Here is a 26,235-nt window from a genome sequence, read left to right as displayed (position 1 = left end):
CGCCTATCCCTTCATCGCCAGCTCAGCCACGATCTCGGCCAGATCGCGGCCAGCCTCAACGCCGGCGCGGATCCGCGCATAGTCGGCAGGGCTGGACGAGAAAGCTTTCGCCGTGAACGGATCGAGGGTGAGCCGGGCCACAAGCTTCGTGCCTGGTCCGGTGATGAGCATTTCGGAGAACTCGCCGCGGCTCATCTTGAGTGTCTTGATCGTACCCAGCGTGGCATCATCCATCGAAAGACGCTTGGAGGAGCGAAGCCCTTCAGCCTCTTCCTCACTGATGCGCAGCAGGATCCGCCAGGCGCTATTTTCGAACGCCGCACGGGATCCATCATTCGCGTAGTAGTCATTGACCGACTGCGTGCCGGTCACGAGCGAACCACCTTCCTTGCGCGCGCGGCGCGCAAAGCCCTCGATAAACCGGGCCGCAGGCCCGCCGCCCAGCATCTGCCAGGCCTCATCGATGAACACCATCTTGCGCTGGCCGCGCCCGCCAATCTTCATACGCTGATCGACCTGGAAGAGCAGGCACAGGATGATAACCCCGCGCAGCTCCTTCATGCTCTCCAGATCCGAAAGCTCGTACACCGTGAACGGGTTGTGTGTGGTCAGCGATGCTTGTCCGTTGAAGAACTCCTTGTACCGGCCGACACCGTAGGGACTCATGCCCTGCGCAATCAGGTCGGCTGTTGGTGTTTTCATCTTCAGCAAATACTGGCGTACATCTTCGACTGAACCCTTGCGGCCCTTCTTTTCCCAGACTGTGCCAACCGCCTCGTCAATCACACCCAGCTCGTCTCTCGAAGCCCCGGTCTCGCCAAACGCCATCAACTCGATCACCTGGACAATCGAATCCAGAGCCTGAAGCCGGTCATCATGGCTGGTCAGCGCTTTTTCGCTAACGAGTGAGAACGGATTGACGCAAATCGCCTTGTCAGCCCGGAAGACAACATGCTCACCACCGAGCAGATGGCACATCGTCTCAAAAGACCGGCCATCATCGACCACAATCGCATGGTAGCCAGCCGCCAGCCCGTCCGCGCAGAGCGACTGCATGAAAACCGATTTGCCCGAGCCGGACTCGCCCGTTACGGCCACATTGTGGTTGCCCTCGCCCTCATTCTGGAACTGAGACCAGAACAGAGGCTGACCAAGCCGGGTCATAAGCATCATATGCGGATGGCCAAAACTCTTCGGCTGCCCCTGCAGCGGCGCAAGCGCCGGCATGTGACGGGTGAGGCCCGTCCTCAGCAGGCGCATATTCTCAAGATCGGCCGAGAAATTGTCACCATATCCCATCGGAAGCTGCGTCAGCATCGAGATCAGGTGGGCGCTATCATTACGCTCCAGATCCCACCCACGCGTCCGGTAGAGATTGCGCAGATTGCGCTCCGCTTCCTCGCCTGCCCCGAGCGGACATTGCACCATGATCTGGTAACAGAACCGCACCAGCCGGGCACCGTCCTGCACCTCGGTATTGGCCGCCTGCCACTCGCGCGCCTTTTCAAGCACGGCCGGAAAGAACTTCGCCACCGGCGAGCTGAACTGCCTGCCTGCCTTCGCAGCACTCAAGCCCGCCTTCGACTGGCTTTTCTCCCGGCTCAGATACGTGATCTGCAAGGTCTTCCAGACCGACCCGGACAGCCGCATCGTATCTTGCGACCAGTCACCGAGCAGGGATGCGATCACGGACTGGCTCGATTCATGTGGAAGCCGCGACACCGAGAAGGTCCGCACCTCGTTGCGCGATTGCATAAGCTGGCGCGCGCGTAGCGTTCCCTTCAGATACGAATGCACGCCGTAGCCCGTATTCTCCAGCTCCAGGCGGGGCTTGAACACTTCAATCGAACTATCGCTGCGCACCATCTGGTCGCACACCCAGCTCTGCGGGTCGTATTCAACCTCCGGATTGCACGTGTCCCGGCCCATATTCAGCCAGCCTGAAACAAGCGAAATCACGCCGCTCGCGTTCAGGCTTTCAGCCGGATGACCCAGCGTATCGAAACTTTTCTGGACCCGCTCCCTCAGCTCAATCAGGCTTGCAATCGCCCGTGTTGCATTCGTCTTCGGCATCGAGGCCGAAACAAACACCCGAAAATCTCTGGCGTGATACGGCCCGCTGCGAGAACCGCTCTTCCAGATCATATCCTTGAAATAGTCGGCACGCTGACGGCCAATCGTCTCCATCACGCCCCCACGCTTCACACGGGGGGCCGCCCATTTTTCGAGGATCGTCCCGACATAGGGCGACGAGTAAGCCGAAATCTGAACATGCACTTCATCGGGCATCGCTTCTTCGAGCACGCCCTGGATAATGGATTCTGTTTGGGTATCCCCGCCCGTCAGGGGCCAGACTTCCAACACCCAGCCAAACGAATGAAGGTTCTCGAACATGCGGTTCTCTTCGTCATATGTGCGGTACGGCAGATAGCCCGCTATCGAGCTGGCACGCGCGTGATAGCGGGCCCGATCAGAGGGAATACGCTCGCCCAGCAGGTACTCGCTGGCAGCATCGAGCGCCGGGCCTGCGCCAATACGGTCCAGCACTGCGTCGAGTCTGTCGAACGCCGCGCCCAGCATCTAACGCTCCCGGCCAGGAGCGCGCGCACTGGAAGGTGCCGCCCACTGCTCGTCGCCGTAAGGGGCGAAAATCGTCGTGCCGGCATGATAACGCCCGTCGCCATCAACCCACGGGGCGAGGGTTACCCGCAAAATCTGGCGGCCGTAGAAAGTCGGCCGGTCTGGCGCATTCGATACCAGCGGCCCATGTGGCCCGACATGGATCCTGCCCGCACTGACCTCGTGTACATCGATGTCATTGCTCGCAATATCCGCACACGTGCTGTTGCCGAGCGCCCGGCAGCTCCACTCTCCCGAAACGGACGAGCCGCGAAACGTGCTGCAGCCAGTGACCAGACCCGCTGCAACTACCACACTCAATACGAGACCCAGCTTCATCGCCCCCTCCCCTAGCTTTCGCTATTGATGAAAGCGGTGATCTGTTCGAGCGGCATATATCCGCCCGGCAGACGCCGTCCGTCCTCAAACACCATTGTCGGCGTCCCGCGCATGCCAAAGCCTGAGGCGAAGGACGTATTGGCCGCGATCACGGGGCCATATTCGGCAGCGCATTCAGCCTGCTCGCGCGAAACAGACACCGTACCGCTGGCGTACATGTCGTCGGCAGCCTGAGACCGGTCCTCGGCGCAAAGTACCAGCGCGGCGCGTGCGCCCCCTCCCCGGCCAAGCCAGTCGACATAGTATTCGCGCACCTCGAAATCCGTCGCGCGGGCCAGCTCATTGTGCAGTCGCTGGCAATAGGGACATGTCAGATCGGAGAAGACGTGCAGGACGGGCAGGCCCTGTCCGCCATTATGAACCACGGCATTCTCCAGCGGCAGCGTCACCTCGACACTGGCCACGGCCTCTCCGCCGCGTACCGGCGGCACCGCAGGCGGTTGAGCCCCCTGCCCGCCCGCTACGCGTTCAGGACCGCCATTGCGCACCTGGGCGTCACCGGCCAGAAGATTGGCAAAACCGACGACCGCCTCCCGGCGCCGGGCCGTAACATCCTCTCGCGCTTCGAGATCGTAGATCGAGCCCGTATAGGCATAGCCCCGGCGCGGATCGACATAGAATATCCTTTCGCCCGCGATCACCTCGCAAAGCCCCGCCACGGCCTCGCAATTGACACTGGTGACAGCAATCCCTGGAAGGAGCCCTTCCACCTGGGAAATCGTCATTTCAGCCGCCATGCCGTCCGGCCGGGACAGATGGGCCACCGTCAGCGCCGCGGCCGCTATTGACCCCGGAACTGCGATCAGGACCGCCGCACTGGCGTACAGAACTTTCTTGTTGGGTGACTTCATGCCTCTAGCTCCCTTTAGCGAACCACCACGCCAGAAAGGAACACGATCTCGACATCGATCCCCGTCGGCATTTCAATAACCGGCTGATATTGTTCAGCTCTCTGTATGTAATACTGGGCGAGCTGGCTGGCTGCGCCCGACACGCCAGACCCCGCCGAGCTGATGGCAATATCTGAGGCGCTTGGCAGTTCCGCGGCGCCCGTAAGCCCGCCCAGCGTGCCCGGCTGGCCAACACGGCTGAACGCATTGCCCAGCCCCTGCAGCGTGCCCGCGATAAGCGCACGCTCAGTCAGATCGCCCTCACGGCTGATCACGCGCCCGCGCACACCGGCCTTGCCGGCATAGACGACATAGCCTTCCACGCTGGACTCCGAGACGCGCCCCGACCCGTCATTGACCGGGCAGGTCATGCGCTGCAGGCGCACATACACGCGCTCAGATGACAACTCACCGTAAGCCGCCCCGTTAACGAGACAGCCTTCAATATCGGTCTGGTAAACCTCGCCGCCCTCAATGGCCGAGCGTGCCCGCCCGCTGATACGCAAAAGCACCGGCTTGGGATCTGACGAGAAACTGGTCCCTGTCGCCGCATCGACACCCACCAGTACACGCGCCGACGCATAGGAGTTAGGCGGGACGTAACTGTCGGGATCGCGGATCACGGCGCGTTGAAGGGAGGCGGACTCTCCTTGTGTTGCCGTTGAAAACACAACGGAATGCAAAGCCCGTCCGCCAGGCGTCTCACTTCCTGGTGTCAAACTTCCGCCTGCCCGTGAAGAATCCGCCTCCACAACACCCCTTTGACGGAAGGGGTCCGGTTCGGAGCCCTGCCCTGCAGGGCTCCAGCTCTGGCTTGAAGACGCACTCGCTGTTGACCGTGCATTGGCTTCATCCAGCGCCGCGCCAAGCTGCTCGATCATCGCATTGGCTTCTATCTGGATTTCCTCATTCGCCTGACGCTGGGATTCCAGATCACGCCGGAGCGCTTCATTCTCCCGCGCCACACCATCACGCTCTACGCGTATCGATCCGAGCTGCTCTTCCACTGAGCGCAGCCGGCCTTCATACATCTCGAAATGCGTGCGCTCGCCCACTGGCTGGCGGGCCAGATCTGTCATCCTGGCGCTCGCGGGCGGCATTGTACTTTCCATCCGGGAAACCGGATCGGAGTTATTGCCCGAGAGGACAAACCAGATCCCGGCTGCGGCCAGAACAATGACTATCAGGCCGACCAGCAGCTTGCGCCGATGCTGGCTTCGCGTGTTCTCGTCAGCCATCAGCGGGCCTCCATCACGGTGAACACACGTGCGCGGCCGCCAGCCGGTATCTCGTCCAGGCTGGAGACCACTGCGAGAACGGCCACATCAGCAAACGCCTCATGGCGAATATCGGCATTGGCGGCCGTGATGTTCGAGAACTCGAAAAAGCGCGCCACCAGACCGTCGCGCTCCACAACACCGATGCGTGAGAGGCTCACGCCTTCAGCAATAATTTCAGGGCGGCTACGGCGCCCCTGCGGTGACTGGCCTGCTGCCCATACGGCAAACTCGACAATGCGCTGTGCGTGAACCTGAGCGCGGCCAGCGCGCGCAGGAGCTTGCCCGCTCTCAGAACCGGTACCCGAAATGAAAATCTGCGCGGCTGGCTGATCTGCCAGTGTAAAGAGCGCCTGATATGTCGCACCGCGTTCGGTCGTGATAAAGGCACTGATGACCTGTCCAGGGCGGCCTCCAGACACGACACCATAAAGATCACCGGTCGCGTCATCACGCTCCCAGTTGATGACGGGGCCACCGGCCTCGCCATTCTGGGCCGATCGTACCCCGGCAACACGATCGCCATCAAAACTGATCCGCGTCACCTCGCTGATCGACAGAGTGGCGGGAAACCGCTCTCCATCTGTCAGCCGGAAATGGCTTTGACCCCACTCCCGGCCCTGCTCTGCAACCTGATCGTCCGCCAGGCTCGAAAATGTGAAGATGACAGCGGCAATACATGCTCCAACAAGGGCCCATGCCAGGTTCTCAACCCGCAACATGCGCGCGCTCCTTTATCTCACAATCCAGCTCGATGATCCTGGCGCGTGGCGTCAGTGCCCAACGCGCTGCGTAGGTCACGTCGAAGTCGCCGTTACGGCCGTGCACCGATCCGCTGATGCTGATCAGAAGCCGTGTCTGCGATCCGGCGTAGCGATCCATGCCCCGCAGGTGAAAATGGTCCCCGCGGCCCTTCATGGCACGAAGAACCGATAAATTCCGCTTTGCCTTATTGCTCATCGCCGGCAGGGCGAAGTCAGGCGAGGACTGACCAAACAGTTCATGGCCGAGCTGACGCATTGCCTGCTCGATCTGCTTGGGTCCGGGATCGAAGGTTTGAAGCGCGCTCATCAGTCATCTTCCTCTACAATCCGGCGACGGCTGCGCGACTCGCTGAGCCGCGAATTGCGCGCGTCGATCCGGGCAAACTCGATCAGGCGCAAGGACAGACCATCCAGCCGCCATTGTGCTGCGAACACAGCGTTCTCACGTGAGATCCGCTCGTCCCCGACATAGGTTTCGAGCACCCCGTGGATTTCCGAATAGGATTGGGAGCTTTCCGTATATAGCTCTACCGGATGGAAGACCGTGGACGTATTTGTCTCGATCCGATTCACCCGCTCATCATTGAGCCGGCGCTCCATATCGCCATAAGCCGAGGAATGAACCAGCCTCAGCACGGCCCGCTCGAAATATGCGCGATTTCGCGGATGGCGATTAAGAAACAGGCCCGCAACATCACGTGTCACCTGCTCCAGATACTCACGGCTCACGGTCCCGCTGGATATGTGCATGTCAGAGGTGAGCGTCGGCACCAGGATCACATCCTGACGCGCATTCATCAGCGCCAGCGCCATCATCCCGTTGCCTACCCCAAGGGCGCCCACCAATACGCTGGACACTACCAGCTGGCGGGTCATCGACCGGAGTTTCCTGGCGGCCGCTTCCTGTTTCATCACCCTACCCATTCCCTGATCACTGAATCGGGTGAGCGGCGAAGGCGCACCATGTGCGCCGGCAATACCCAGTACAGCGATGCAATAAGGTTGCGGATGGACAGGCCGCGCTTGGCGCGCTTCCAGACATTCCAGCTGACCACAAACGTCACGATGCCTGTGATCGGCATTCCAAAACCGAACCCGATAACCAGACACCCCGCCAGAAGCAGGAATTCATCTATCGTGAAGATCAGGAACCGATCTGGCTCGTCGAGCATCTGGTATAGTCTGGTGCCAGCCATGGCGCGCCCTTTCCCGAGCGCGCAGCGCTACCAATCCAATCCGGTTATGGGCTTTCACTCCCGGTCAGATTCCAGCGCTGCGCGCTGTCCTATCAGATGACCGCCGAAAACATTCCCGACACGAGGCCGGGGCCGAAGCTTGCCAGTCCGGCCAGAGCAAGACTTCCAAGGATGATCATCACGTTGAAGCGCACCACGCACATCACGACGGCGACCATCAGCGCGATAAGCGCCACCAGATTGCCAAGCGAGCCTTCCAGCCAGCCCGTAATCATCAAGATGAAGTCCTGGAACGTGCTGTCTGTCCCGCCCGCAAGCGCCGGCGCCGTTGCCAGTACAAAGCTACCTACTACCAGCAACCCGGCCAAGACGGCCATTTTCCCAAGGTTGCAAGACAATTTCTTCTCGTTCTCCAAGAGACCGACTGCCATGATTGATCACCCCGTCAAGAATTCTGAAAAAGCCAAGCACATCTTGAGCTTATTCATTCCCACTCCTGTCAGGGCAGATCAATCACTAATGAGTCTCTATTTGGGCGATGTAAAACGGCTATATTTTATGTCTGTCGCCTGCCAGGCGACCTTTCGCTAATCCGCGCTTAATACCCCTTAACCGGATTGAGTGAAATTGCGGTTCCTCCGTTAATTTCTTGACGTTCTGCACCCCATACCGGGCGATTATCGCTCCGCCGCGTTGTTTTTGGTCGCCTTCGCAAGCATTGTTGCTTTACATCTTGTGGCTGCACATGCGCTCATTTCGATTGACCATCGAGAAGAAACATGTATAGAGCTTGCTCAATTTTACATCCGGCAGCGCTGCCGATTAATTACAATCTTTTATTAAAGCGTGTACAAAATATAAAAACTTACATCAGGCATAACCTTATTGTAACAATCGGCTGACATACAATGTAGTAAACTATCAAGCCGGCAAATCAGTCCTTCTATCAGCTGACCGAATGCACAGCCAAGCGCTTGCCCGCATCACTCCCTGTGGCTAGCGTTTTTGAGAGGGATTCGCAAAAGGGGACATCATGCAAAATCTCATCGTGGCCGACACGTCTGAAGTTTCAGGGGAATCTCTGTCGGCCATAAGACTCGACCGCCAGATGCGGCAAATCACGATCGTCCATCAGTTTCTGAAATGGAGGAACGTTCCTAGCAAAAACTATGACGAGGTGCTGGGCTTCGACAAAAAGACCCTGAGCAAGCTGAAAACCGGCGACACGAAACTTGCCGCACACCATCAGTTTTCGATATCCAATGGCCTTCAGATGCCCTGGTGGTATATCGAACTCCTCACGGACATCCCCATGTCTGATGAGCAGTTATATCAATTATATTCAGATGCAGATTGGTTTAAATCCATGCTGCCCAAATTCTTCCTGATACCAAAACATCTGCGCGATCAGCATTTTCAAACACTGCATGCTGCCTGGCACCATCATATAAACGCGCTTAAACTTCAATCATTAGCGCTCGATGCCACGATTTCTACAAATACATAGTGTTTGGCCTTCTAATCGCCCAGTGTGAGCGTCAGGAGGATCCGTCTTGCGATGATGGAACGCTCACAGCGCCTGCCATACAGACCGCCCTGCAACTACGCGCACTCACTGGCGCCATTACGGCTGCTCATGGTCTTGTTGACGGGCTCAATACGATCCTCACCGAGGCGACGCGCGCCGCGGTTTACGCGTTTGCCAGCCACCCTACTCATACGTGAGCTTGTTCCGGCGCTCTCGCGCAACCGATTGTCCGGTATCCAAACACGGATGGCAGAAAACCCGGCGGTCTTCGGCCCGCTGGCCCCTGGTTGCGATCCCCTCCCCCCGATCGTGGGATAGAGAGAAAAATGAGGGACGAGGGATGCTTTTTCAGCATCTGATGACCGGAGAACATCCCATGTCCGTTACCCTTGTTCCGCTCAAGCAACTTGTCGTGTGCCAGTCCAATATCCGCTCTCGGCCCTACACACCGGAGAGTGTCGCGGCACTTGCTGCCTCGATCGAGAAAAGGGGGCTCTTGCAAGCCCCGCTTGGCTACCGCAAGAGCAAGAAACAGGTTGCCCTCGTCGGTGGCGGCCGCCGCCGCGCGGCCCTGATTCTGCTCGACAAAGAAGGCCGCATGCCTGACTCCCTGAAATCGGGCATTCCGGTCAATCTGCGTGAGGGCTCGCAAGCCGAACACCTTGCCGCTTCCTATGACGAAAACATGGAGCGGGTGGATCTCTCCCCCGTGGAGCAGTTTCGCGCGTTCCAGAGGCTCCGCGATCAGGGTCTGGGCGTTGAGGCTATCGCCATCGAGATGAACGTAACCCCCCGCATGGTGCGCCAACGGCTTTCTTTGTCCGCGCTGCACCACAATATCCTCGACGCTTTTGAAGAAGGCCGGTTCGGAATCGATATCCTGCAGGCCTTCACGGCGACCAGTAACACCGAGCGCCAGCTCGAAGTGCTCGATGAGATGCTCAACGCATATTACAAATGGTCCCCTCATCAGCTTCGCCGCGAGCTGGTACGCGACGTAATCACACCGTCGCACCGGCTCGTGAAATTCGTCGGACGTGAAGTCTATGAATCAGCGGGAGGTTCATTCACCGAAGATCTTTTCGATGAAAGCCAGTCCTATTGTGACAATCCGGACCTGCTGACCGGGCTGGTACAAGCCAAGCTCGACGAGCATGCCGCCGAAATTGCTGAAGAGGGATGGAAATGGGTCACGCCAGTGAGAACCCTGGTGTACTCCGAGATCCGCGAATATCACCGCCACTATCCCGAAAACCGCTTGCCTGACGAAGTGGCTGAGAAGCGTGACGCGGAAATCACCGCAAGGCTGGAAGCTATTGAGGCACGTTATCCGTGCGAGACTGATGGGGAGGCCCTCGCCAAATTGGAAGCGGAGTATGAAGCCCTCGAAAACGAGCGGGAAACGCTCACGGTGGAAGCCTTCTCAGACGAACAGATTGCTCAATCCGGTGTCTTCGTCACGATCAACCAGGCCGGGGAGCTTTTACTGGAGCGCGGGCTGGTTCGCCCTGAAGATCAGCCGGCCGGGCCAGAAGCCCCCTCCCCTGCTTCCACAGATAGTGAGGAAGCGTCTCGGAACGATGGACAGAACAAGGCTTATCGCCTTTCCAATCGTCTGGCTGAGGACATTGACCGGGCTCTGCAGGCGGGCATCCAGCACGCGATTATGGATGATCAGAAGACCGCGTTCCTGCTCTCCACGGCGCACCTGGCGAAAATCACCTTCCATCACTCACGCCGCACGATCACGATTTCCTCTGAAAGCCCTGGCAACAACGCCTCCACAATCGAGGTGATCACGTCCCGCAAAGCCTCTGACCAGTATGATGCCTGGTCGGACCGTCTGAAGAATGCCGAATGCCTGCTTGAAGAGCTGTCCAGCTGGCCTGAAGACGACATTCAGGCCCTTCACACGTTCTGTGCCGCACATCTCTATGTGCGTTCAACGTGCTGGGGCCGCAATAACAACCCCGAAAGCCACCAGACCCTGCGTACCCTTCTTGGCTTTAAGCCCGAGAACCATTTCTCCGCTGATGCGGCCTTCTTTGGCCACTTCACGAAGGGGCAGATCGCCGCGGCCTGCGGGGTCATGGATTCAACGATGACGCCCGCTTCGAACGCCAAGAAATCCGACATGATACCCGTAGCGGCCAAGCTGGCCGCCAAAAGCGGATGGCTCCCATCCGCTTTCACCGATGAAACGGGCTACGGGCTTATCGCTCCAACTCCAGCGTTAGAAGAGGCTTAGACGCTTCAAGTGCACCAGACAGGGCGGTTTGTGGTTCTCCTGGCGTGAACCGCCCTGCGTTGTGTTTGCAACTACACGCGACTCCAACTGATATGTGTGACGGTTGATAGTGTCCGATTGCCCGTTTACAAAGCACGCTAGCGGTAACAATGTTGCACATAGTCGCCTAAGTCGCCGTAGTACAACAGTGTTAATAGTGGCATTTGATGGTGACAATGTGCCCGGCGGTGTCATTGTGAAGCTGCGTTGCCAATGGCGTACAATCGCACCATTGTTGCCGTCGTGGCTAGTGTGCAACAACGTCGCTAATGTTAACTTAGGGGCGCATTGGTGCCGGTGTTACCTGTGGATCACGGTGTTAACGTTGCCATCCACTATCAACGCTGTTACCTTCCGTTAACGCTGGAATGTGATGTTACCAAGGTGTTACGGCGTAACCTGCGTACCACCATGTTTCCATGAAGGAGAGCGTCGAATGCCTCATAAGGTCATCAGTATCGCCACATCAAAGGGTGGCGCGGGCAAGACAACGCTTTGCATTAGTCTCGCTAGCGCCTTCGCCGAGCAGGGTGGGCGGATCGCGCTTGTCGATACCGATCCACAAGGCTCGCTGACGTCCTGGGCCGAGAAAGCCGATCTACCGGAATCCATTGCGGTTTTCTCGGAATCTACGGATGAAAACCGCGTCATCGATCTCATTGAGGCGGCGAGCCAAACTTATCATCTGACGATTGTAGATGTGCAGGGAACTGCCAACACGCTGGCTCATACTGCCATGGCCTTCTCCGATCTCGTCATCATCCCGATGAAGGCCTCGGAGTTCGATGCCAGAGCTGCTTTCGACACTCTGACAGCCGTTAGAGCAGTGTCACGCAGCCGGCGCAGCGAAATTGATTTCATGCCGGTGCTCAATTGCCTTTCACCCGCCATCGCTTCACGTACAGCTCAGGCTATTCGTGAAGGCTTCGAAGAAGCCGGTATTGCTGTCCAGACAGGGCTTTCGGAGAGAGAGGCTTTCAGGTGCATATCAGCTTATGGCGGCTCCCTGTTTCAGCTCTCTGATAGCCAGGCACCCGGTCTGACAAAGGCCAAAGCCGAAGCTCTCGATTTCGCCGGCCTGGTCGCTGACAGGCTGGGTATATCGCAGACACAAGCGGCGTAGGGGAGGGCAGTATGGTCGAGAAGCCCAAATTCACCTTTTTCGAGGACGCACCGGCTGATGCGAAAATCCCAGCCGCAAACAGGACACGCGAGGATGTCCTCGCTGCTACCCAGGTGATGAACAAGACACGCGGCATCACGCCAGTGAAGCCGCGTTCCAAATCCGGGCCCGTACCGAAAGAGCGGACCCGCACCGATCGCATCACGGCCCGCACCTATCCCGAGCATTCGGCTGTCGCAAAATACCTCTTTGACAAACACCGCGCGGCTGGGCCGGTGCTGGAAGCTGCCATTCTCCAGTTTGCACGGGAGGTGATCAAGCGAGGCAGCATCAATGACCAGCTCCTGTCCGAGCAGCAGATTGCTGATCTCCAGGCCCTTGTTGATCAGGCGGATGCCACAAATTGATCGGTTTAAAGTGCCATAAAATAGCCCATTAAAACAATGACATACAAAACGTACATTTAGCTTGTACTTAAATCAGCCGTGTGTTAGATCACTTGGCGTCAACGATGACGTTGACCATCCCACTTGGCCGGGCTGCTTGCCCATCCCCGCAAATCGGTGGCCCGGCCAATATCCTTTCCCGGTCCAGCCGTATCGATCGACCTCTTCACCGCCCGAAAGGGAAAAAGGGGAGGGGGCCTCCTGAAGCTTTTCAGGAGAAAGACGATGCACCAACAATCCTCGCTTACGCGGGCTGCCACATTGTTCGCTGGCACACCCATAGAGAGACCGCTATCGCGTGCCTCGATCAACGACATCATGGACGCCACCCATGAGTCTGGCAGGTGGGAATGGCGTGATGCTTACGACGCGATCGAAGCCGCCACCGTGCTGCGCATCCTTGCAAGCAATCCTGCCAGCTCCGTGGCTGAACTTCTGTCTATTGCCACCAGGCTCCAGCACTGGAAGCCCACGCAGACCATTCGTTCCATCGCCAGTCAGTCGCGCGAACTCTTTTCCACCCCTCCCATACTGGCAGCGGCGGCAACTGCTCTGCTTACTGCTCGCTCCGACATGCGTGTTATCGAACCTTCAGCCGGCAACGGCATGCTGGCAGCGTTTGCTGGCCTGAAAGGCGCCGCACTCACGCTCAACGAGCCTAATGCTCAGTCGCGTTCAATTCTCAAATTCCTTTTCCCCACAGCCGAAATAATGGCTGCTGATGCCGCCGTCCTTGACGCGTTGACCGCTCCGGACGGGCGGTATCACCGGGCCATCATCAACCCACCCTTCGCTCATGCCGAACGGCATCTGAAAACCCTGATCTCCTGCCTCGGTAACGAAGGTATTGCCGTCGCTCTGCTGCCAGCACGACTGACCGACGCCAGGGCATTGTCCGCCGTCCTGGGTGACCGGGCAGAGTGTGACGTTGTGATGTCTCTTGCTCCGAAGCTTTTCGCTCATGCAGGCGTTTCAACTGCTACCGCTCTGGTGCGCTTGACCAAACGCGCTCCGCGAAAGCTCCCCGATATTCAACCTATCGCCGACTATGACGCGATGAAATCTGCCATTCTGGACATCCTCCGCGCTTCCAATGCTCAACCAGGCGCGGCCCCTTCCAGCACCCCAGTTTCAGGACAACTTGGTCTGGATCTCGGCCAAGGCTCTGCCAACCGCCCGTCCAGAGTGCGGTCCTTCGGCACTTTCCGTCCTCCGCTTCCCGGAAAACCCCTGCACTATGGCACCACCGAACCTCAATCTGCCCAGCCGGCCGGAGACTCTGCCATCTTCGCGCGATACCGCCCCAGCCGTGTAGCTCTCGAAGATGCCAAGCCTCATATCACCCCGCTTGTCGAAACCTTCTCCATGGCATCCGTTCCGGCGCCCAAGCCTACCTACCAGCCGTGCCTTCCCGCCCGTGTAATCAAGTCTGGCATACTCACCGACGCCCAACTGGAATCCATCATCTACGCAGGTCAGGCCCACGAACGCTTCATTCCCGGAGCCTATCTGCCCAATGAAAGCGCTCTTGACGTCAATGAGCACCCTGAAGGCCACGCCTATCGCTATGGCTACTTCATCGCCGACGGCACCGGAGTAGGGAAGGGGCGTGAAATCGCCGGCATCCTGATGGACAATCTATGCCGCGGCCGCACCCGTCACCTCTGGATTTCAGAAAGCGCCACCTTGATCGAAGACGCCCGGCGAGACTGGACCGCCCTCGGTGGCCGTGCCCATGAGATCATCGATCTCAAAGCGATATCGGCCAACGACGATATCTCCAACGTCGAAGGGATCCTCTTTGCGACCTATGCAACACTGCGTATGGGCTCCACCCAGGCGCGCCGCGCCCGCATCGACCAGATCATCGAGGCGTTCGGTGCCGATTTCGACGGCTTGATCATCTTCGATGAGGCCCATGCCATGGGCTCTGCGATCCAGATCCAGGGCAAGATCGGTATGGGCAAGGCATCCCAGACCGGCCTTACTGGCCTGCGCCTGCAAAACATGCTCCCAGAGGCCCGCATCGTTTACGTCTCCGCCACCGGAGGCTCTCACGTCGAAAATCTGGCATACGCCACACGCCTCGGCCTGTGGGGTTGCTCCAAGACGCCCTTCGATACCCGTGAAGCCTGCCTTTCCAATCTCTCTGCTGGCGGTCCTGCAGCCCTTGAACTGCTGATGAGAGAGCTGAAGGGCAGGGGGCTCTACACCGCCCGTTCTCTCAGCTACGAGGGCGTCTCCTATGACCCTCTCACCCACGATTTCACACCAGACGATATCGCTCTGTGGGATGAATGGTCAGCCGCCTGGACCGTAATCCACTCCAATCTCCAGGCGGCCCTGGAATCCACCGGCATTGTTGATGAAACCAACGCCACCAATTCCAGATCAGCAAAAGCGGCCGCGCTCTCGGCCTTTGAATCCACAAAGCTCCGGTTCTTTGGCCACCTGCTTCAAACCATACAATCACCAGCTCTGATCCATGCCATTGAGGATGACATCGCCAATGGCCTAGCCCCGGTCGTGCAGGTCACATCCACCAATCAGTCCGTGCTCGAACGCCGGTTAAAGCATGCTGGCGAGATGGGCATCGAGAATATCGACATCACGCCCAAAGAGTATGTGATCGATTATCTTGAGAACGCCTTCCCTGTTGTGAAGCAACAGCCGATTTACGAAGACGGTGAAATCGTCGACACCACACCCCTGCTAGACGAGGACGGCAACCATGTCGTCTGTCCTGAAGCTGACGCAGCTCGTGAAGCCCTTTTGAACCGGCTTATCCTTCTCCCAGAGTGCCTGGGCGCGCTCGACCAGCTCGTTCTTCACTTCGGTCCTGATCGTCTGGCCGAGTGTACCGGCCGTTCCCGGCGTCTGGTCATGGCCAACGGATCCCGCACGCTTGTAACCCGCCCTGCCAGTTCAAACCCGGCCGAAGCAGCGCGCTTCATGGCAGGTGATGCCGATCTGCTCGTCTTCTCCGACGCTGGCGGCACGGGCCGCTCCTATCACGCCAGTCTCGACCACAAGAACCAGAAGCGTCGCAGCCATTACCTTATCGAACCAGGCTGGCGCGCTTCCAAAGCCATTCAGGGTCTTGGACGCTCGCACCGTTCAAATCAGGCGGTACCCCCGCGCTTCCGGCCGGTCTCTACAAATCTCGCCGGGCAGAAACGCTTCATTTCAACTATCGCGCGCCGTCTTGAAGTGCTTGGAGCCTTCACCAAAGCCGACCGACGTTCGGCTGGCGACCAGCTCTTCTCCGCACTGGACAATCTGGAAGGCCCATACGCCTTTGGCGCGTATCGCAACTGGGTTCATCAACTTGCCTCGGGCAAAGCGTGTATCTCTGCAGCCAAATTCGAGGAGCTGACTGGTCTCAAACTGACCGCTAACGCAGCCGCGATCTCTGACCTGCCTGCCATAACACGCTGGCTCAACAGGCTCCTGGCGCTGCCTTTTGCAACGCAGAACGCCATCTTTGCAGAATTCTTCGGCCTGCTGGAAGCTTCGCTCGAACAGGCAAAGTCACAAGGCATCCTCGATCACGAGATATCCATGATCACCGCCGATGAAATCCGTTTGCTTGAGCGCCATCAGCTCCCTGCCGACCCGGAAGGTTTCCTGCCCGGCTATGTCTCGGTCTATGAGACAACCGACATCCTCCATCCCCGCTCTCTGGATGCTCTCTCAATCGATCCGGACTTCATATCGGGCTATTTCAAGGACCGTAAAACGCATACGCCCATCCTCGCATCCATGCCCCGGCTGGCTGCAGGAGATAACGGCATTCCCTACACCGTCCTAACGCTCGACAGCCCCTCTTCACGCTGGCATCAGTCAGAAAACGCCCTCATCATGCGCTATGAGGAGATCGATCAGGAAGAGTTCACGCGCCTCTGGAAAGCCGCTCAATCCAAACCGGCTCAAATTCTGAAACGCCTGGTCCATATCCTCCACGGTGCCAGCCTCCACCTCTGGCGGTCTTTCGACTCCTCGGACATATCCGTCCGTCGCGTAATGGATGACAACGGCGATTCCGTTGTTGGCCGGCTGCTCACTGCCAACCAGGCCAAGATGCTGGCCGATATCGAAACCCGTCAGAAACCCGATCACCTAATCTCCCAGCTCAGAGAGGGCCGGTCCATAAGCCACACCGCTTCTCGCCTTCACCTTGTGCCCACTCGCTTCATGGACAAGCCCGTGATCGAGATTCGTGGCTGGAAAGCCGACGATCTTCCATTCTGGACCTCCCTTGGTGCCCAGGCGCAACGCCATGCCTACCAGATGCGCCTTACGGTGCCCGATCAGGAAGCCCTGGTCTTCCTTCAACGGCTTCAACAATCCCGGCCCGATCTCGTCTTGGCCGCCTGACACTGAACTCGCTGTGCGCAGCCCCGGCCTTGCCGCCGGGGCTCTCCAGCCTAACTCGCTGGTATATCGTTTACTCTTGCCCGATATATACGCCTGCTATAAACCGCCGACATGGCAAAACCTTCGTCCAAAATAAGCGTAAGGGTCGCTATCGCTGCCGCCCATCAGAAGCGGCACGAACAGTTTCTCTATTCCCTGTCCACGAAATACAACACTCCAATATATACCGCAGGCTCACTTCTCGTCACGCGCTGCACTAGCGTCGTTCTAGAAAGCATACCTCAGAATTTTTATGCGCCACCAAATGATAGCACCATTTATGTGATTTCAATCCCTCGTATTCTGCATACGCATGTTCAAGAAATCATAAACGTTTCCATTACGACATTCTTCTATCACACGATGCACCTGTTTTATACAGATTCACGTATTCAAACCGATGTCATGTATTCTCTCGCAGAATCGTTGGAAACTACCGTTTCTGAACTTTTCGCCTGTCTCCACGACAACACGCCGGTACCGCCCAGCGCGACCACCATGGGCAAAGTGTAGAAATCGCACAGCGGGACTGGCTGGCTTTGGCCAGAGGAAAAGGCCTCTGGAGCCTGCTCAGCGCTGCCGAGTTCGCGCGCCCGTCCTTCTATCGCACCTGCGCAGCCACAGAGATTAACCTGATGCTGACCCCTCCGGTGGCGACTTATGGGCGATGGAGAACAAGCGTAGCCCAACGCCCGGCATCGTTCGTGGCTTCCACCCAGCCATCGACAACCTCCGTCCCCTCGGCATTATCGTCTATCCGGATGCCAAGGCGTATCCGCTCCTGAGTTCCATCGAGGTGTCTCCTCTGCGCACAATCTCAGCGATGATCTCAGAGCTCTGACGGCTTCGAAGACGCTGGAACCAGGCGGTGCTGTCCGATGCCGCCAACAATTTCATGGCGGAGAGGAAAACGCGCCTCTGGTATCGTCGGATTAGTGTTCTACGACGTGATTTGGTCGCCTCGTCTTCCCATCGGCGCAATAAGAATGCATTGGTATAGCCTTAGGACGAACGAAGGAGATTGCCGCGCATGGCCGAAGGAAGCGAATACGATTTTTTCCGGCTTCGCAAACATGCCAAAACCTACATCTCGAAGGTCTTCACCTTCAATGAAAGGAACACCGAGCGGGTCCGCCAAGTGAAAATGGTGGTGGAGGGAAGCGACGAGCTTCATCTAGGCGAGATTGAAGGCGCGATGTGTCTTCGTCTGACGGGAAACACCCGCAAGACGCAGGTCACGGCTCTCGTCACACAAGACGACAAGCGCGTTAAGCGCCTCACGCTCCAAACATTCAAATCCCGCGCCGGCGATTGGTTCGAGGCGATGGAAAAGGAGGAGTTCACATTCCGACGCGAGGAGTTTACCCGGCTTCTCGACTTTCTCTCCCAAATCGAGTTCATCGACCTGTCGAATGAGGAGCGGTTTCCGATTGAGGACATTTCCACGAAGCCCGGACCGAAGGCGATCATCGATGCCTCAGATCGCAGGATAATCGATCAAATAAGATCGATGACAGACACTCAGCGAGACAGCCTTCTGCGCGGCTTGCATCAGTCGCTGACCGACGAAGAGATCAACATTCTGCTGGGCCGCCGGCAGGGGCTCGAAGCGTATGAAGAACATATGCGGCTGGGGGACTGGAGCGAGAGTCAGTGGCAAGACTTCTTCGACCGCGAAAAATGGGTCTTCGGGTACGGGCTGGACTATCGCGTCATGCGGCAGTTCGGACGGGAGATGACCGTGGGCGCAGGCGGCGCAGACAACCAGAACAAGCCCGTGATCGATTTCCTGATGACGTTCACCGATTATACGGTCCTGGTCGAAATCAAGAAGCCTGACACGCCGATATTTCGCACAAGCCGCGGCGGACGTGCGGGAACATGGGAGTTCAGTTCAGAGTTCATGAGCGCCGTTTCCCAAATTCTGGAACAGAAGGCGGAATGGCTCGCCTCGGCTGGCCATGGCGAGCATTTCAGCAAGGATGGGACCGAAACTCTCAAAGCCCGCACAAGAAATGCGAAGAGCATACTGGTCATCGGCTCAAGCCATGAGTTCACCAGCTCCGATAATCCTAGAGCGGCGATGTTGATGCGCGACACCTTCGAGCTGTTCCGCCGCGAGAACCGGAGCATAGATATCGTGACATTCGACGAATTGCTTGATCGGGCCCGCTTCATCACGCGCAGCGAATAATGGCGATGAATCATGACCTGAGGGTCTCAGGTCAAATGGCCGCTTGAGCATCTGCATTACCGCGTTCGCGCTATCGGCCTCGCAAACTCCTGTTTTCCCGATACTGCGCATATTCAGACCGGCCAACGGGTTTAGCACCCTGCCATCCCTGCACCGGCACCTTCTCCTCGCACAAGCGCGAGGGAGAGGCGCCTTCGGCGCTTTCAGCAAGGCTGAAAACCCACACGGGACCGCATAAGCACACCCATCAACACCTCCGTCACAAATCCATAAGCACCAATCTCAATCTATCGAATTGCCATCGCCCATACGTGCCAACCCGGATACGCATTTACCCCGGACGGTCCATCCCGCCCTCAAATTCAAAAAATGAGGGAATGAAGTTGAACCTGATGATCGAGAAGCAGTTGGCGATACGCGCCAGACGGTCACCAGGATCGACAGGAGAGACCAATATGAACCGCTTTGATATTACGGGTAATCTCGGCCAGAACGCTGTCATCCGCGAAATCGGCCGTGCCGACGGCTCATTCACCGAAGTCGCTTTCATCTCGATCGCTTCAAATGTCTATGGCGGCAAAGACCGGCAGGGCCAGCCGATCTACAATGTGAGCTGGTATGATGTGGCCACCTTCCGCAAGGATCTGATCAGCTTCCTGAAGAAGAACGGCAAGAAAGGCGCCATGCTGCAAATCAGCGGCGAGATGGACAGCGAACGCGTCCAGGCCGACGGCAAATACCTCACCGTCACCCGCTTCCGCGTTGGCCAGACCGGCTTCATGCAGCTTCTGCGCCCCGGTTCCGACGACAGCGCTGATGAGCGTCAGTCATCCACCGAGCAGCGTCCCGCATTCGCGTCCGATACGCTCGACGACGATCTTCCGTTTTAGCGATCACGCAGCCAGCGGCAGCGCCATCAGGCGCTGCCGCCCGCTTTCCCACATTACACAATCTGGAGGTTCGTCATGATGACGAATAGCGAGCGCGCCGAACGCGGCGAGGCTGCCGTTGACGGCTATCTGGCCTATGGCAGCGATCTGAGAGGCAGCTTCGACACCGAAGAACTGCTCCATGACGTTTTCACCGACCTGCATCACTGGGCGGTAGGGCAAGGCATGTCCCGGCGCGATGTCGAAACCACCTTCGGCAAAGCCGCCCAATCCTATCTCGACGAACTGGCTGAAGACGAAGAAGGCGGCTCCTAGCCGCCTTCATTCCTTCCTGGTTCCTCAATCCCTCAACCACACCTGCAGGGAGACCCGCCATGCAGACCGCCCTAGATCTCCAACACCCAGAATGCGGGTATGCGCCCCGGGACGCCGCAATCATCGCAGAGGCGCGCGCGGTGCTGCGCCGCTACATGACCCAGCGCCCCCAGATCACCAGCTTTGCCACGGCCAAGGATTATCTGCGTACCGCATTCGCCGGGAAGAAGCAGGAGGTGATCCGCGTGCTCTATCTCGATATCAAGAACAGACTCATCGAGGACCATCTTGCAGGCCGAGGCACAATAGCTCATGCGCCTGTCTATCCGCGCGAGATAATCCGCCGCGCGCTCGAAGTCGGCGCATCCGCCATGATCCTCGCGCATAACCATCCATCAGGTGAAATCTCGCCAAGCCAGGCCGATATCGAAATGACCCGCAAGATCCTCGATGTCGCTAAACCCTTCGATATCGCCGTCCATGACCACTTCATCGTGGCCGGTGACGCCGTAGGCTCCATGCGCTCTGCCGGCCTCATGTAGCACGGCGCGCCGCTCTCATCCTTCCTGCCCATCGCCGGACCACAAGCGCTGCGCTATCGCGCGCGCCCGGTCCTGCCCGAACTTGAAAGAGATCCGCACCATGCAATCGCTCAACCTCCCTGATGACCTGGTACACGACGCCCTGGAACGCCTGCGCTCTACCCTCGAACACACGTTCGAGGACATGCACGAAGACTGCACCCAGACAGAGAAAAGCCGGGCCGAATACGAGACGCTTATGCGCCGCTACTGGCCCTATCTGGGAATGACCGCGCCCCATCCTCTCTGGAATGACCAGTCTGTTCCGGCCTTCGAGCTTTCGCCCGAGGATCAGGAGATTCAGACTCAGATTGATGAGGCCAACGCCAATGAAGGCCCCATACGCCTCTGGTCAGCGCGCACCTATCGGCGCGAAATCATCATCGCGCGAGAGGACGTCCAGCTGCGTGCGCGTTCCGAACGCGAGGCACTCGAAATCATCCGGGATGGTGAGGTCCTGGCCGCCACCAATTTCGAAGTCAGCAATACGCTCGAAACCGAGCTGACCGAGATTTCGATGCTCTGTGAAGCCTAGCTGGCGCTTAAACGCTTTCAGCCTCAACAGTCGCCTCAATCGCGACACTTCCTCAACCCGTCCAAAAGGAAAACCGGGAAAGAATTCATGCTCATAAGGGCATGAAGTAAAGGCATGATGCCTGATCGGCCTCTTGGGCCCAAATAGGAGAGACCCATGAACAAGTTCATCATTTCCGGAAATCTCGGCGCCGATGCGGATATCCGCGAGCGCGAGCACAATGGCGAAACCCGCCACCATGCCTTCATCCGCGTCTGTTCGGAGACCTATACCGGCCAGAAGGAGGGCCAGCCCACCTACCGCAAAGACTGGTTCTCAATCGCCGTCTTCAATCAGGGCCTGGTCAGCTATCTTGAAAAGCACTGCAAGAAGGGCGCTTACGTCCTCGTGGAAGGCGAGATGGAATTGCGCCGTGTCGATGAAGCGCGTGACGCTGCCGTCGAGACGCTCTACCGCGTAACGCAGAGCAACGGCTCCATCGAGCTGGTGAACCGCGCCAACTAAGCTCGCCCTATCCCCCGGCCGGCATGAAAAGGGCGCTCCAGCGGAGCGCCCTTTTCTCTGGTACCGCGCCGCTCCGCATCAAAGTGAAAAATCAGACCGCCTCCATCGAACCTGCAATGGAGGAAGCCATGTCTGTCAACTTCGCCGCTATCAAAACCCGTCCCGCACAAGATCCTGAAACCGCTTATTGGTCCGACGCTGACCAGCTCTTCGAAGGCCGACGCCTGACTACCGGTAAAATCAAGCTGAGGAATGAATGGCGCTGCGCCCACTATGCCTTCGACGATATCGCCACCGATTTCGTAATTGATCGCAAGCGCTACACCGTCATCTTCAAAGGACCGCGCGGGGAAGCTTGCGCCGGCGGACTACGGCGCGCCATTACCGACTACCTGGTTGAGGCCTACGAGAAGACCGAGGATCCAGCCGTCTTCCGGACGTTCAAAATGCCGGTTCTCGTCACCGGCACCTGGAAGCCTCGCCACTGGCGCGATTCACGCGGCGTTTGGCGCCGCACGCACGAACTGATCGCCGCGAGCTGGTCCTATACCGATCCCAATACCGGCCAACACGTGGAAGAGGGGCGTAAGCCGCGCCTCTGACCGTTTCGGCAGCGAGAAGCGAAGCGCGGTGCCAGCCCGCGCGAGCCGTGGGAGATAGGCTCCCCGGTCTATGGCGATAAGCCTTCGCTGCTGAAGGGAGTGAAGCTGATGTGGTTTTTACCGTTTAGCTTCTCTCTGGACGTGAAAAAGACCCGGACGAGCTGGCGAGTTCGGATCCGGGTCTATCTCTTCACGTTCTAGAGAAACGGGGGTCGGGCGAAAGCTCGATCCCCACTCCCTCAATCTATCCCATCCCCAGCCTTTTGTGAACCCGCTCGCACGGGCGCGCCGCCATGCGCGCGCCCGTAGCGATGCTTCACCAGCGACAAGGATTCCCGTCATGGATCAGTCCGTCACCATTCCCGTATCGCCGCGCGATTTCGTCACGCTCGAATATGGCCCGCGCTTTGAATACGCAGCGACACACGGCCTCACCAGAGGTCATATCGGCCCGCCGCCTGCCGGCTTCCCGCCCCATTTCTGGGGCGTCTATATGCGCAGCGCTGATGGCCAAGCCGTCCATATCGACGACGTGGCCGATGAAGACATTGCCCGCGCCTATGGTCAGATCTCCGAAGATCTCCTGACCGACTCGGCCATGAGTCTCTGGGAAGCGGTCTGCACGGCCGAACCTGCATCCCGTCTCGCCAACCACGCCGATTCTGTCCGCTCCATCAATGGCACGGCCTATCTTCGCGATCGGGTAGGCGCGCTTGCCCGCGCCTGCCATATCGGCTGGATCGCCGCCCATAGGGGCGGCAATGGATATGATGACGCGTTCGACTGGGAGGTTCCTCCTGGAATGCTGCAGCTGGGACGACCACGCCGTCTCTCTCAAACCCGGCTGGCTGGATACCTGCCTCGCTCTCGGCCGCTTTGGCTGAGCGCGACAACGCACAACGCCTCCTCGATCTTCGAAGGTGTGTCTCATTTCTGGGATTCGGGCCGGGATGATAATTATCGCAATGGCTACGCCCATTCGAGACCGTCCGGCGGCAAGCCGGGAGCGGAAGCGAAGGGCAGGGGGCGCCGTCATCACAGGTGGCGGATCGATACCCCGCGCACTCTTTGAAGTGACCAGTAGTGAGAGGCCCCCTAATTTGCCCTTGGAGAGCCATACCGGCTCCGGGTGAGTCCCAGCAGCATCAATCCGCGCATACAGCGTCTGGCGGGCTTTATACGGGCCTTCCAGACCGGTTGGGTTTCTCTTCCGCCCAGTCTGGCTCCGTCATCCCTGCCTCTGCCGCCTTGATCAGACTTTCCCCATTGGGGCAGCTCTCGGGCTTTCCAGCTCTCAGCTCTCATCAGCTCAGACGGATAACGACAGCCATGGTCCCCCGATCAGGCCAATCATGCGTCCATCCTCATGGCAGTTCCCATAGCCCTTTCGATACCAGCGAGTGTGCATCGCGTCATAGATCCGGAGCCTGCAGCTTCGCGTTCCAGCCGGTGGCGTACCCGCCCATGCGTCCCGATCCTGTCCTGACCTCGCAGTGGCTCTGTCTATTGCCCTCCATCGGCGGTCCCATCATCGCCCGATCGCACTGATCAGGCCTCTGGCGTGGTTGAAGGCCATCCCCTGCCTGCAGCTCTGCGCGGGCGCACCTATGGCACCCATCCCGCGCGCGCCTCTTTGAAAGCCGGCATTTCCTCACAGAGCCAGCTTCAACCGCTGGCCGGCCATTCCGATGGCCGCTCGTCTGGCGGCGGCCAGGTGCGTAATCGCCAGCTTCGCGGGCAGGCGGGTTTCCTCTGTATCCCTCTCGAAACGTCATGCGGTGACGCAAGGGCTGCCGGACATTGGCTTGCCTTTTTCGATGCAGAACCGAACGGCCTCGAATGGGAAAAGGTCTGCCCGAAGGACGGCTTCGCCTCGACCGGCTAAGGCGCAACAGCGCCGGGCCGATTTTTTCCCCTGCCAGCGCTACGCGCTGTCATTCCTCGCGGAACAAAAAATAGTCCCTCTGCTGTCTAGCCGCTTCGCGGTGCGCCGCCGATCGCCTCCGGTCTCAAGACCACCCATCGAGGCCGCACGGTGCGCCTCAGACAGAAAAAGGAAAGAAGCCATGTACGACGCTCATGACACCATCACCGCCAATGACGGCTACTCACTCGTATCTGAAACCCGCGACATTCCCACCGAAGGCGCAATCGAGACGGCCTTTACCGCTATCGCCAACGAGCTGGCAGACCTTGGTGCCGGCAACGCGCTCGAACCCGTCATCGCCGAACTGCTGGCCCGCTTCACCGGTGCGCTCTACGGAACGGCCGAGAATTACGCCCGGCGCCATGGCGAGCTGCAATCGAAAATCGTTGACCTCATCCAGTGCCAGGACGGTTCTGAAGTGAAGTCGGTCGAACTGGAAGAGGCCCGCACTGAAGCTGAACGTCTAAACGAGCTGATCGACGCGGTGAACAACGCACAGGAGATCATGGCCCAGGGCTATGCCGCCCTGACCGGGGAACGCTGGAAGCCCGCGCGCGGCTCCATCTACTCCAGGCGCAAGCATGCCAATGCCGCCGTCATCGAGAGCCGCGAATACCTCGCCAATCGTGAGAAAGCCGAAGCGCTGCGCGCCGTGCCGGAGGGCGCCAAAGTGGCCGTCGTCGGCACCGCCAATTACACCGCTCACGAGCAGGCCTTCGAGAAGCTCGACGCCCTGCACGAAAAGGCCCCCGATATGGTCCTGATCACCGGCGGTCGAAAGACGGGTATCGACAGAATCGCCGCCATCTGGGCCGGTAATCGCGATGTCCCGGTTCTGGTCGTGCGCCCCGACTTCAAACGCCACGGCCAGGCCGCCGCCTTCAAGCGCGTCGATCACGTACTCGATACCTTCCAACCCGCCGCCGTCCTCGCCTTCCAGAAGCTCGATGACAAGGCAGGCCTCGCGCTCAACATGGTCCAGAAATCCGAAGAGCGCGGCATCTTCACCCGCCGCTTCACTCAGAAAGCCGGCTAGAAAGCCCAAGCCTTCCATCCGCCGCCCGGCTGCGCCGGGCGGCTTTTCTTATGGCTCGCGGGCGGACAAAGAATGAGACCGGCCAGCACAGCTGGCCGGTGTCTATTTTGCTTTTATCCCGGCCCGAAACCCTGACCCTATCCCTGTGGTGACTTACGATCGCGCATCATGCGTGAGCCCCGCTTATGGCCATGCTACCGGTTCCCGTTTCCACGCCAAACCTGCCTCCACTCTGATGGCCTCTTCCCGCATCGCCCAGAGCAGGAAATGAGACAGATAGGGTGATTGATCTTGGCGAAGATCAATCGGCTCCTTTCCCCTAAACTCCCGACCGCCCGTGGCTCACCAGCTCCGGGCGGTTTTTTTGCCATCCGGCCGAGCGCCCCTGTGTCCCGCTTTCGCGGTCTTTTCCGTCTTCGTTTCCCTTATCCATTTATCCCGAAAGCCCGGCCATGCCGGGCATTTTTTTGCGAAATGACCGAGCGCTTTCGCCTCTACGTTTCTCGCGCGAAGCGTGGGGCTTTCTGGTGCCGGTTCCGGCGCATTCTTCCTGTCACGGGTTTTCGGTTTGTCGAGCGCGACGACGCAGCCTCTTCTAGCTCGCGATCACCTTTCCGTCACGTCCGGTCATTTCGAGCTGGCGCATTCACATCCCGTAAGCGGGGTGTGATCCTCGCCCGTCCAGGCGGAGAGGTTGGTCGCTATG

General features: G+C 58.6%; 26 protein-coding genes. 17 read left to right on the top strand and 9 right to left on the bottom strand.

Annotated elements, in window-relative coordinates:
- Window positions 1–3 precede the first annotated feature (3 nt).
- From IEV75_RS11020 to IEV75_RS10980, 9 genes are all read right to left on the bottom strand, one after another.
- On the bottom strand, window positions 4–2,580 hold the full coding sequence (locus IEV75_RS11020; protein WP_188452628.1) for a TraC family protein: 2,577 nt from the start codon (window positions 2,578–2,580) through the stop codon (window positions 4–6).
- Window positions 2,581–2,958 carry a TraV family lipoprotein gene (locus tag IEV75_RS11015; RefSeq protein WP_188452627.1) on the bottom strand — a complete coding sequence of 126 codons (378 nt, stop codon included), beginning with the start codon at window positions 2,956–2,958 and terminating at the stop codon, window positions 2,581–2,583.
- 11 nt (window positions 2,959–2,969) lie between these two features.
- Complete coding sequence (locus tag IEV75_RS11010; protein WP_188452626.1) at window positions 2,970–3,869, bottom strand: DsbC family protein; 900 nt, start codon at window positions 3,867–3,869, stop codon at window positions 2,970–2,972.
- Window positions 3,870–3,883: 14 nt separating this feature from the next.
- On the bottom strand, window positions 3,884–5,146 hold the full coding sequence (locus IEV75_RS11005) for a TraB/TrbI/VirB10 family type IV secretion system protein (RefSeq protein ID WP_188452625.1): 1,263 nt from the start codon (window positions 5,144–5,146) through the stop codon (window positions 3,884–3,886).
- Window positions 5,146–5,907: a TraK domain-containing protein gene (locus IEV75_RS11000; RefSeq protein WP_188452624.1), complete on the bottom strand. Its 762-nt coding sequence runs from the start codon at window positions 5,905–5,907 to the stop codon at window positions 5,146–5,148. The genes IEV75_RS11005 and IEV75_RS11000 overlap by 1 nt, the downstream gene beginning before the upstream one ends.
- The gene (locus IEV75_RS10995) at window positions 5,894–6,256 is read right to left on the bottom strand and encodes a hypothetical protein (protein WP_188452623.1); all 363 of its coding nucleotides are present in this window, start codon (window positions 6,254–6,256) and stop codon (window positions 5,894–5,896) included. The genes IEV75_RS11000 and IEV75_RS10995 overlap by 14 nt, the downstream gene beginning before the upstream one ends.
- Window positions 6,256–6,861 carry a TraE/TraK family type IV conjugative transfer system protein gene (locus tag IEV75_RS10990; RefSeq protein WP_267905776.1) on the bottom strand — a complete coding sequence of 202 codons (606 nt, stop codon included), beginning with the start codon at window positions 6,859–6,861 and terminating at the stop codon, window positions 6,256–6,258. The genes IEV75_RS10995 and IEV75_RS10990 overlap by 1 nt, the downstream gene beginning before the upstream one ends.
- Entirely contained in the window at window positions 6,861–7,145 is a 285-nt protein-coding gene (gene traL, locus IEV75_RS10985; RefSeq protein ID WP_188452621.1) for a type IV conjugative transfer system protein TraL, read from the bottom strand. The genes IEV75_RS10990 and traL overlap by 1 nt, the downstream gene beginning before the upstream one ends.
- Window positions 7,146–7,237: 92 nt before the next feature.
- Window positions 7,238–7,576, bottom strand: coding sequence for a hypothetical protein (locus tag IEV75_RS10980; protein ID WP_188452620.1), 339 nt, complete (start codon window positions 7,574–7,576; stop codon window positions 7,238–7,240).
- 602 nt (window positions 7,577–8,178) lie between these two features.
- Between IEV75_RS10980 and IEV75_RS10975 the strand changes: the two genes are divergently transcribed.
- From IEV75_RS10975 to IEV75_RS10895, 17 genes are all read left to right on the top strand, one after another.
- A complete protein-coding gene (locus IEV75_RS10975) occupies window positions 8,179–8,652 on the top strand; it encodes a hypothetical protein (RefSeq protein ID WP_188452619.1) in 474 nt (157 codons plus the stop codon).
- Entirely contained in the window at window positions 8,652–8,870 is a 219-nt protein-coding gene (locus IEV75_RS10970; protein ID WP_188452618.1) for a hypothetical protein, read from the top strand. Before IEV75_RS10975 ends, IEV75_RS10970 begins: the two co-directional genes overlap by 1 nt.
- Window positions 8,871–9,049: 179 nt before the next feature.
- A complete protein-coding gene (locus tag IEV75_RS10965; protein WP_188452617.1) occupies window positions 9,050–10,921 on the top strand; it encodes a ParB/RepB/Spo0J family partition protein in 1,872 nt (623 codons plus the stop codon).
- Between the two features lie 475 nt (window positions 10,922–11,396).
- On the top strand, window positions 11,397–12,083 hold the full coding sequence (locus tag IEV75_RS10960; protein ID WP_188452616.1) for a ParA family protein: 687 nt from the start codon (window positions 11,397–11,399) through the stop codon (window positions 12,081–12,083).
- An 11-nt stretch (window positions 12,084–12,094) separates the two neighbouring features.
- Window positions 12,095–12,490, top strand: a complete 396-nt coding sequence (locus IEV75_RS10955) for a hypothetical protein (RefSeq protein ID WP_188452615.1) — start codon at window positions 12,095–12,097, stop codon at window positions 12,488–12,490.
- Window positions 12,491–12,847: 357 nt separating this feature from the next.
- Entirely contained in the window at window positions 12,848–16,906 is a 4,059-nt protein-coding gene (locus IEV75_RS10950) for a strawberry notch-like NTP hydrolase domain-containing protein (protein WP_188452614.1), read from the top strand.
- A gap of 111 nt (window positions 16,907–17,017) precedes the next feature.
- Entirely contained in the window at window positions 17,018–17,458 is a 441-nt protein-coding gene (locus IEV75_RS10945) for a hypothetical protein (protein ID WP_188452613.1), read from the top strand.
- Window positions 17,459–17,975: 517 nt separating this feature from the next.
- Entirely contained in the window at window positions 17,976–19,139 is a 1,164-nt protein-coding gene (locus tag IEV75_RS10940) for a Shedu immune nuclease family protein (RefSeq protein ID WP_188452612.1), read from the top strand.
- Between the two features lie 455 nt (window positions 19,140–19,594).
- Window positions 19,595–20,029 (top strand): single-stranded DNA-binding protein, encoded by a 435-nt coding sequence (locus IEV75_RS10935; RefSeq protein ID WP_188452611.1) that lies wholly within the window; start codon window positions 19,595–19,597, stop codon window positions 20,027–20,029.
- 75 nt (window positions 20,030–20,104) lie between these two features.
- A complete protein-coding gene (locus IEV75_RS10930; RefSeq protein WP_188452610.1) occupies window positions 20,105–20,344 on the top strand; it encodes a hypothetical protein in 240 nt (79 codons plus the stop codon).
- 59 nt (window positions 20,345–20,403) lie between these two features.
- Window positions 20,404–20,886, top strand: coding sequence for a JAB domain-containing protein (locus tag IEV75_RS10925; RefSeq protein ID WP_188452609.1), 483 nt, complete (start codon window positions 20,404–20,406; stop codon window positions 20,884–20,886).
- Between the two features lie 100 nt (window positions 20,887–20,986).
- The gene (locus tag IEV75_RS10920; RefSeq protein WP_188452608.1) at window positions 20,987–21,460 is read left to right on the top strand and encodes a hypothetical protein; all 474 of its coding nucleotides are present in this window, start codon (window positions 20,987–20,989) and stop codon (window positions 21,458–21,460) included.
- A gap of 156 nt (window positions 21,461–21,616) precedes the next feature.
- A complete protein-coding gene (locus IEV75_RS10915) occupies window positions 21,617–21,964 on the top strand; it encodes a single-stranded DNA-binding protein (RefSeq protein ID WP_188452607.1) in 348 nt (115 codons plus the stop codon).
- A 128-nt stretch (window positions 21,965–22,092) separates the two neighbouring features.
- Window positions 22,093–22,566 (top strand): hypothetical protein, encoded by a 474-nt coding sequence (locus IEV75_RS10910; RefSeq protein WP_188452606.1) that lies wholly within the window; start codon window positions 22,093–22,095, stop codon window positions 22,564–22,566.
- A 340-nt stretch (window positions 22,567–22,906) separates the two neighbouring features.
- A complete protein-coding gene (locus IEV75_RS10905) occupies window positions 22,907–23,638 on the top strand; it encodes a hypothetical protein (protein ID WP_188452605.1) in 732 nt (243 codons plus the stop codon).
- 489 nt (window positions 23,639–24,127) lie between these two features.
- On the top strand, window positions 24,128–24,451 hold the full coding sequence (locus IEV75_RS10900) for a hypothetical protein (RefSeq protein WP_188452604.1): 324 nt from the start codon (window positions 24,128–24,130) through the stop codon (window positions 24,449–24,451).
- Between the two features lie 181 nt (window positions 24,452–24,632).
- On the top strand, window positions 24,633–25,529 hold the full coding sequence (locus IEV75_RS10895; RefSeq protein WP_188452603.1) for a DUF2493 domain-containing protein: 897 nt from the start codon (window positions 24,633–24,635) through the stop codon (window positions 25,527–25,529).
- Window positions 25,530–26,235 lie beyond the last annotated feature (706 nt).

Source organism: Glycocaulis albus (assembly GCF_014639075.1).
GTDB classification, from domain to species: Bacteria; Pseudomonadota; Alphaproteobacteria; order Caulobacterales; family Maricaulaceae; genus Glycocaulis; species Glycocaulis albus.
The sequence above is the reverse complement of the archived record's forward strand: the minus strand, read 5'-3'. Positions and strand labels throughout refer to the sequence as shown.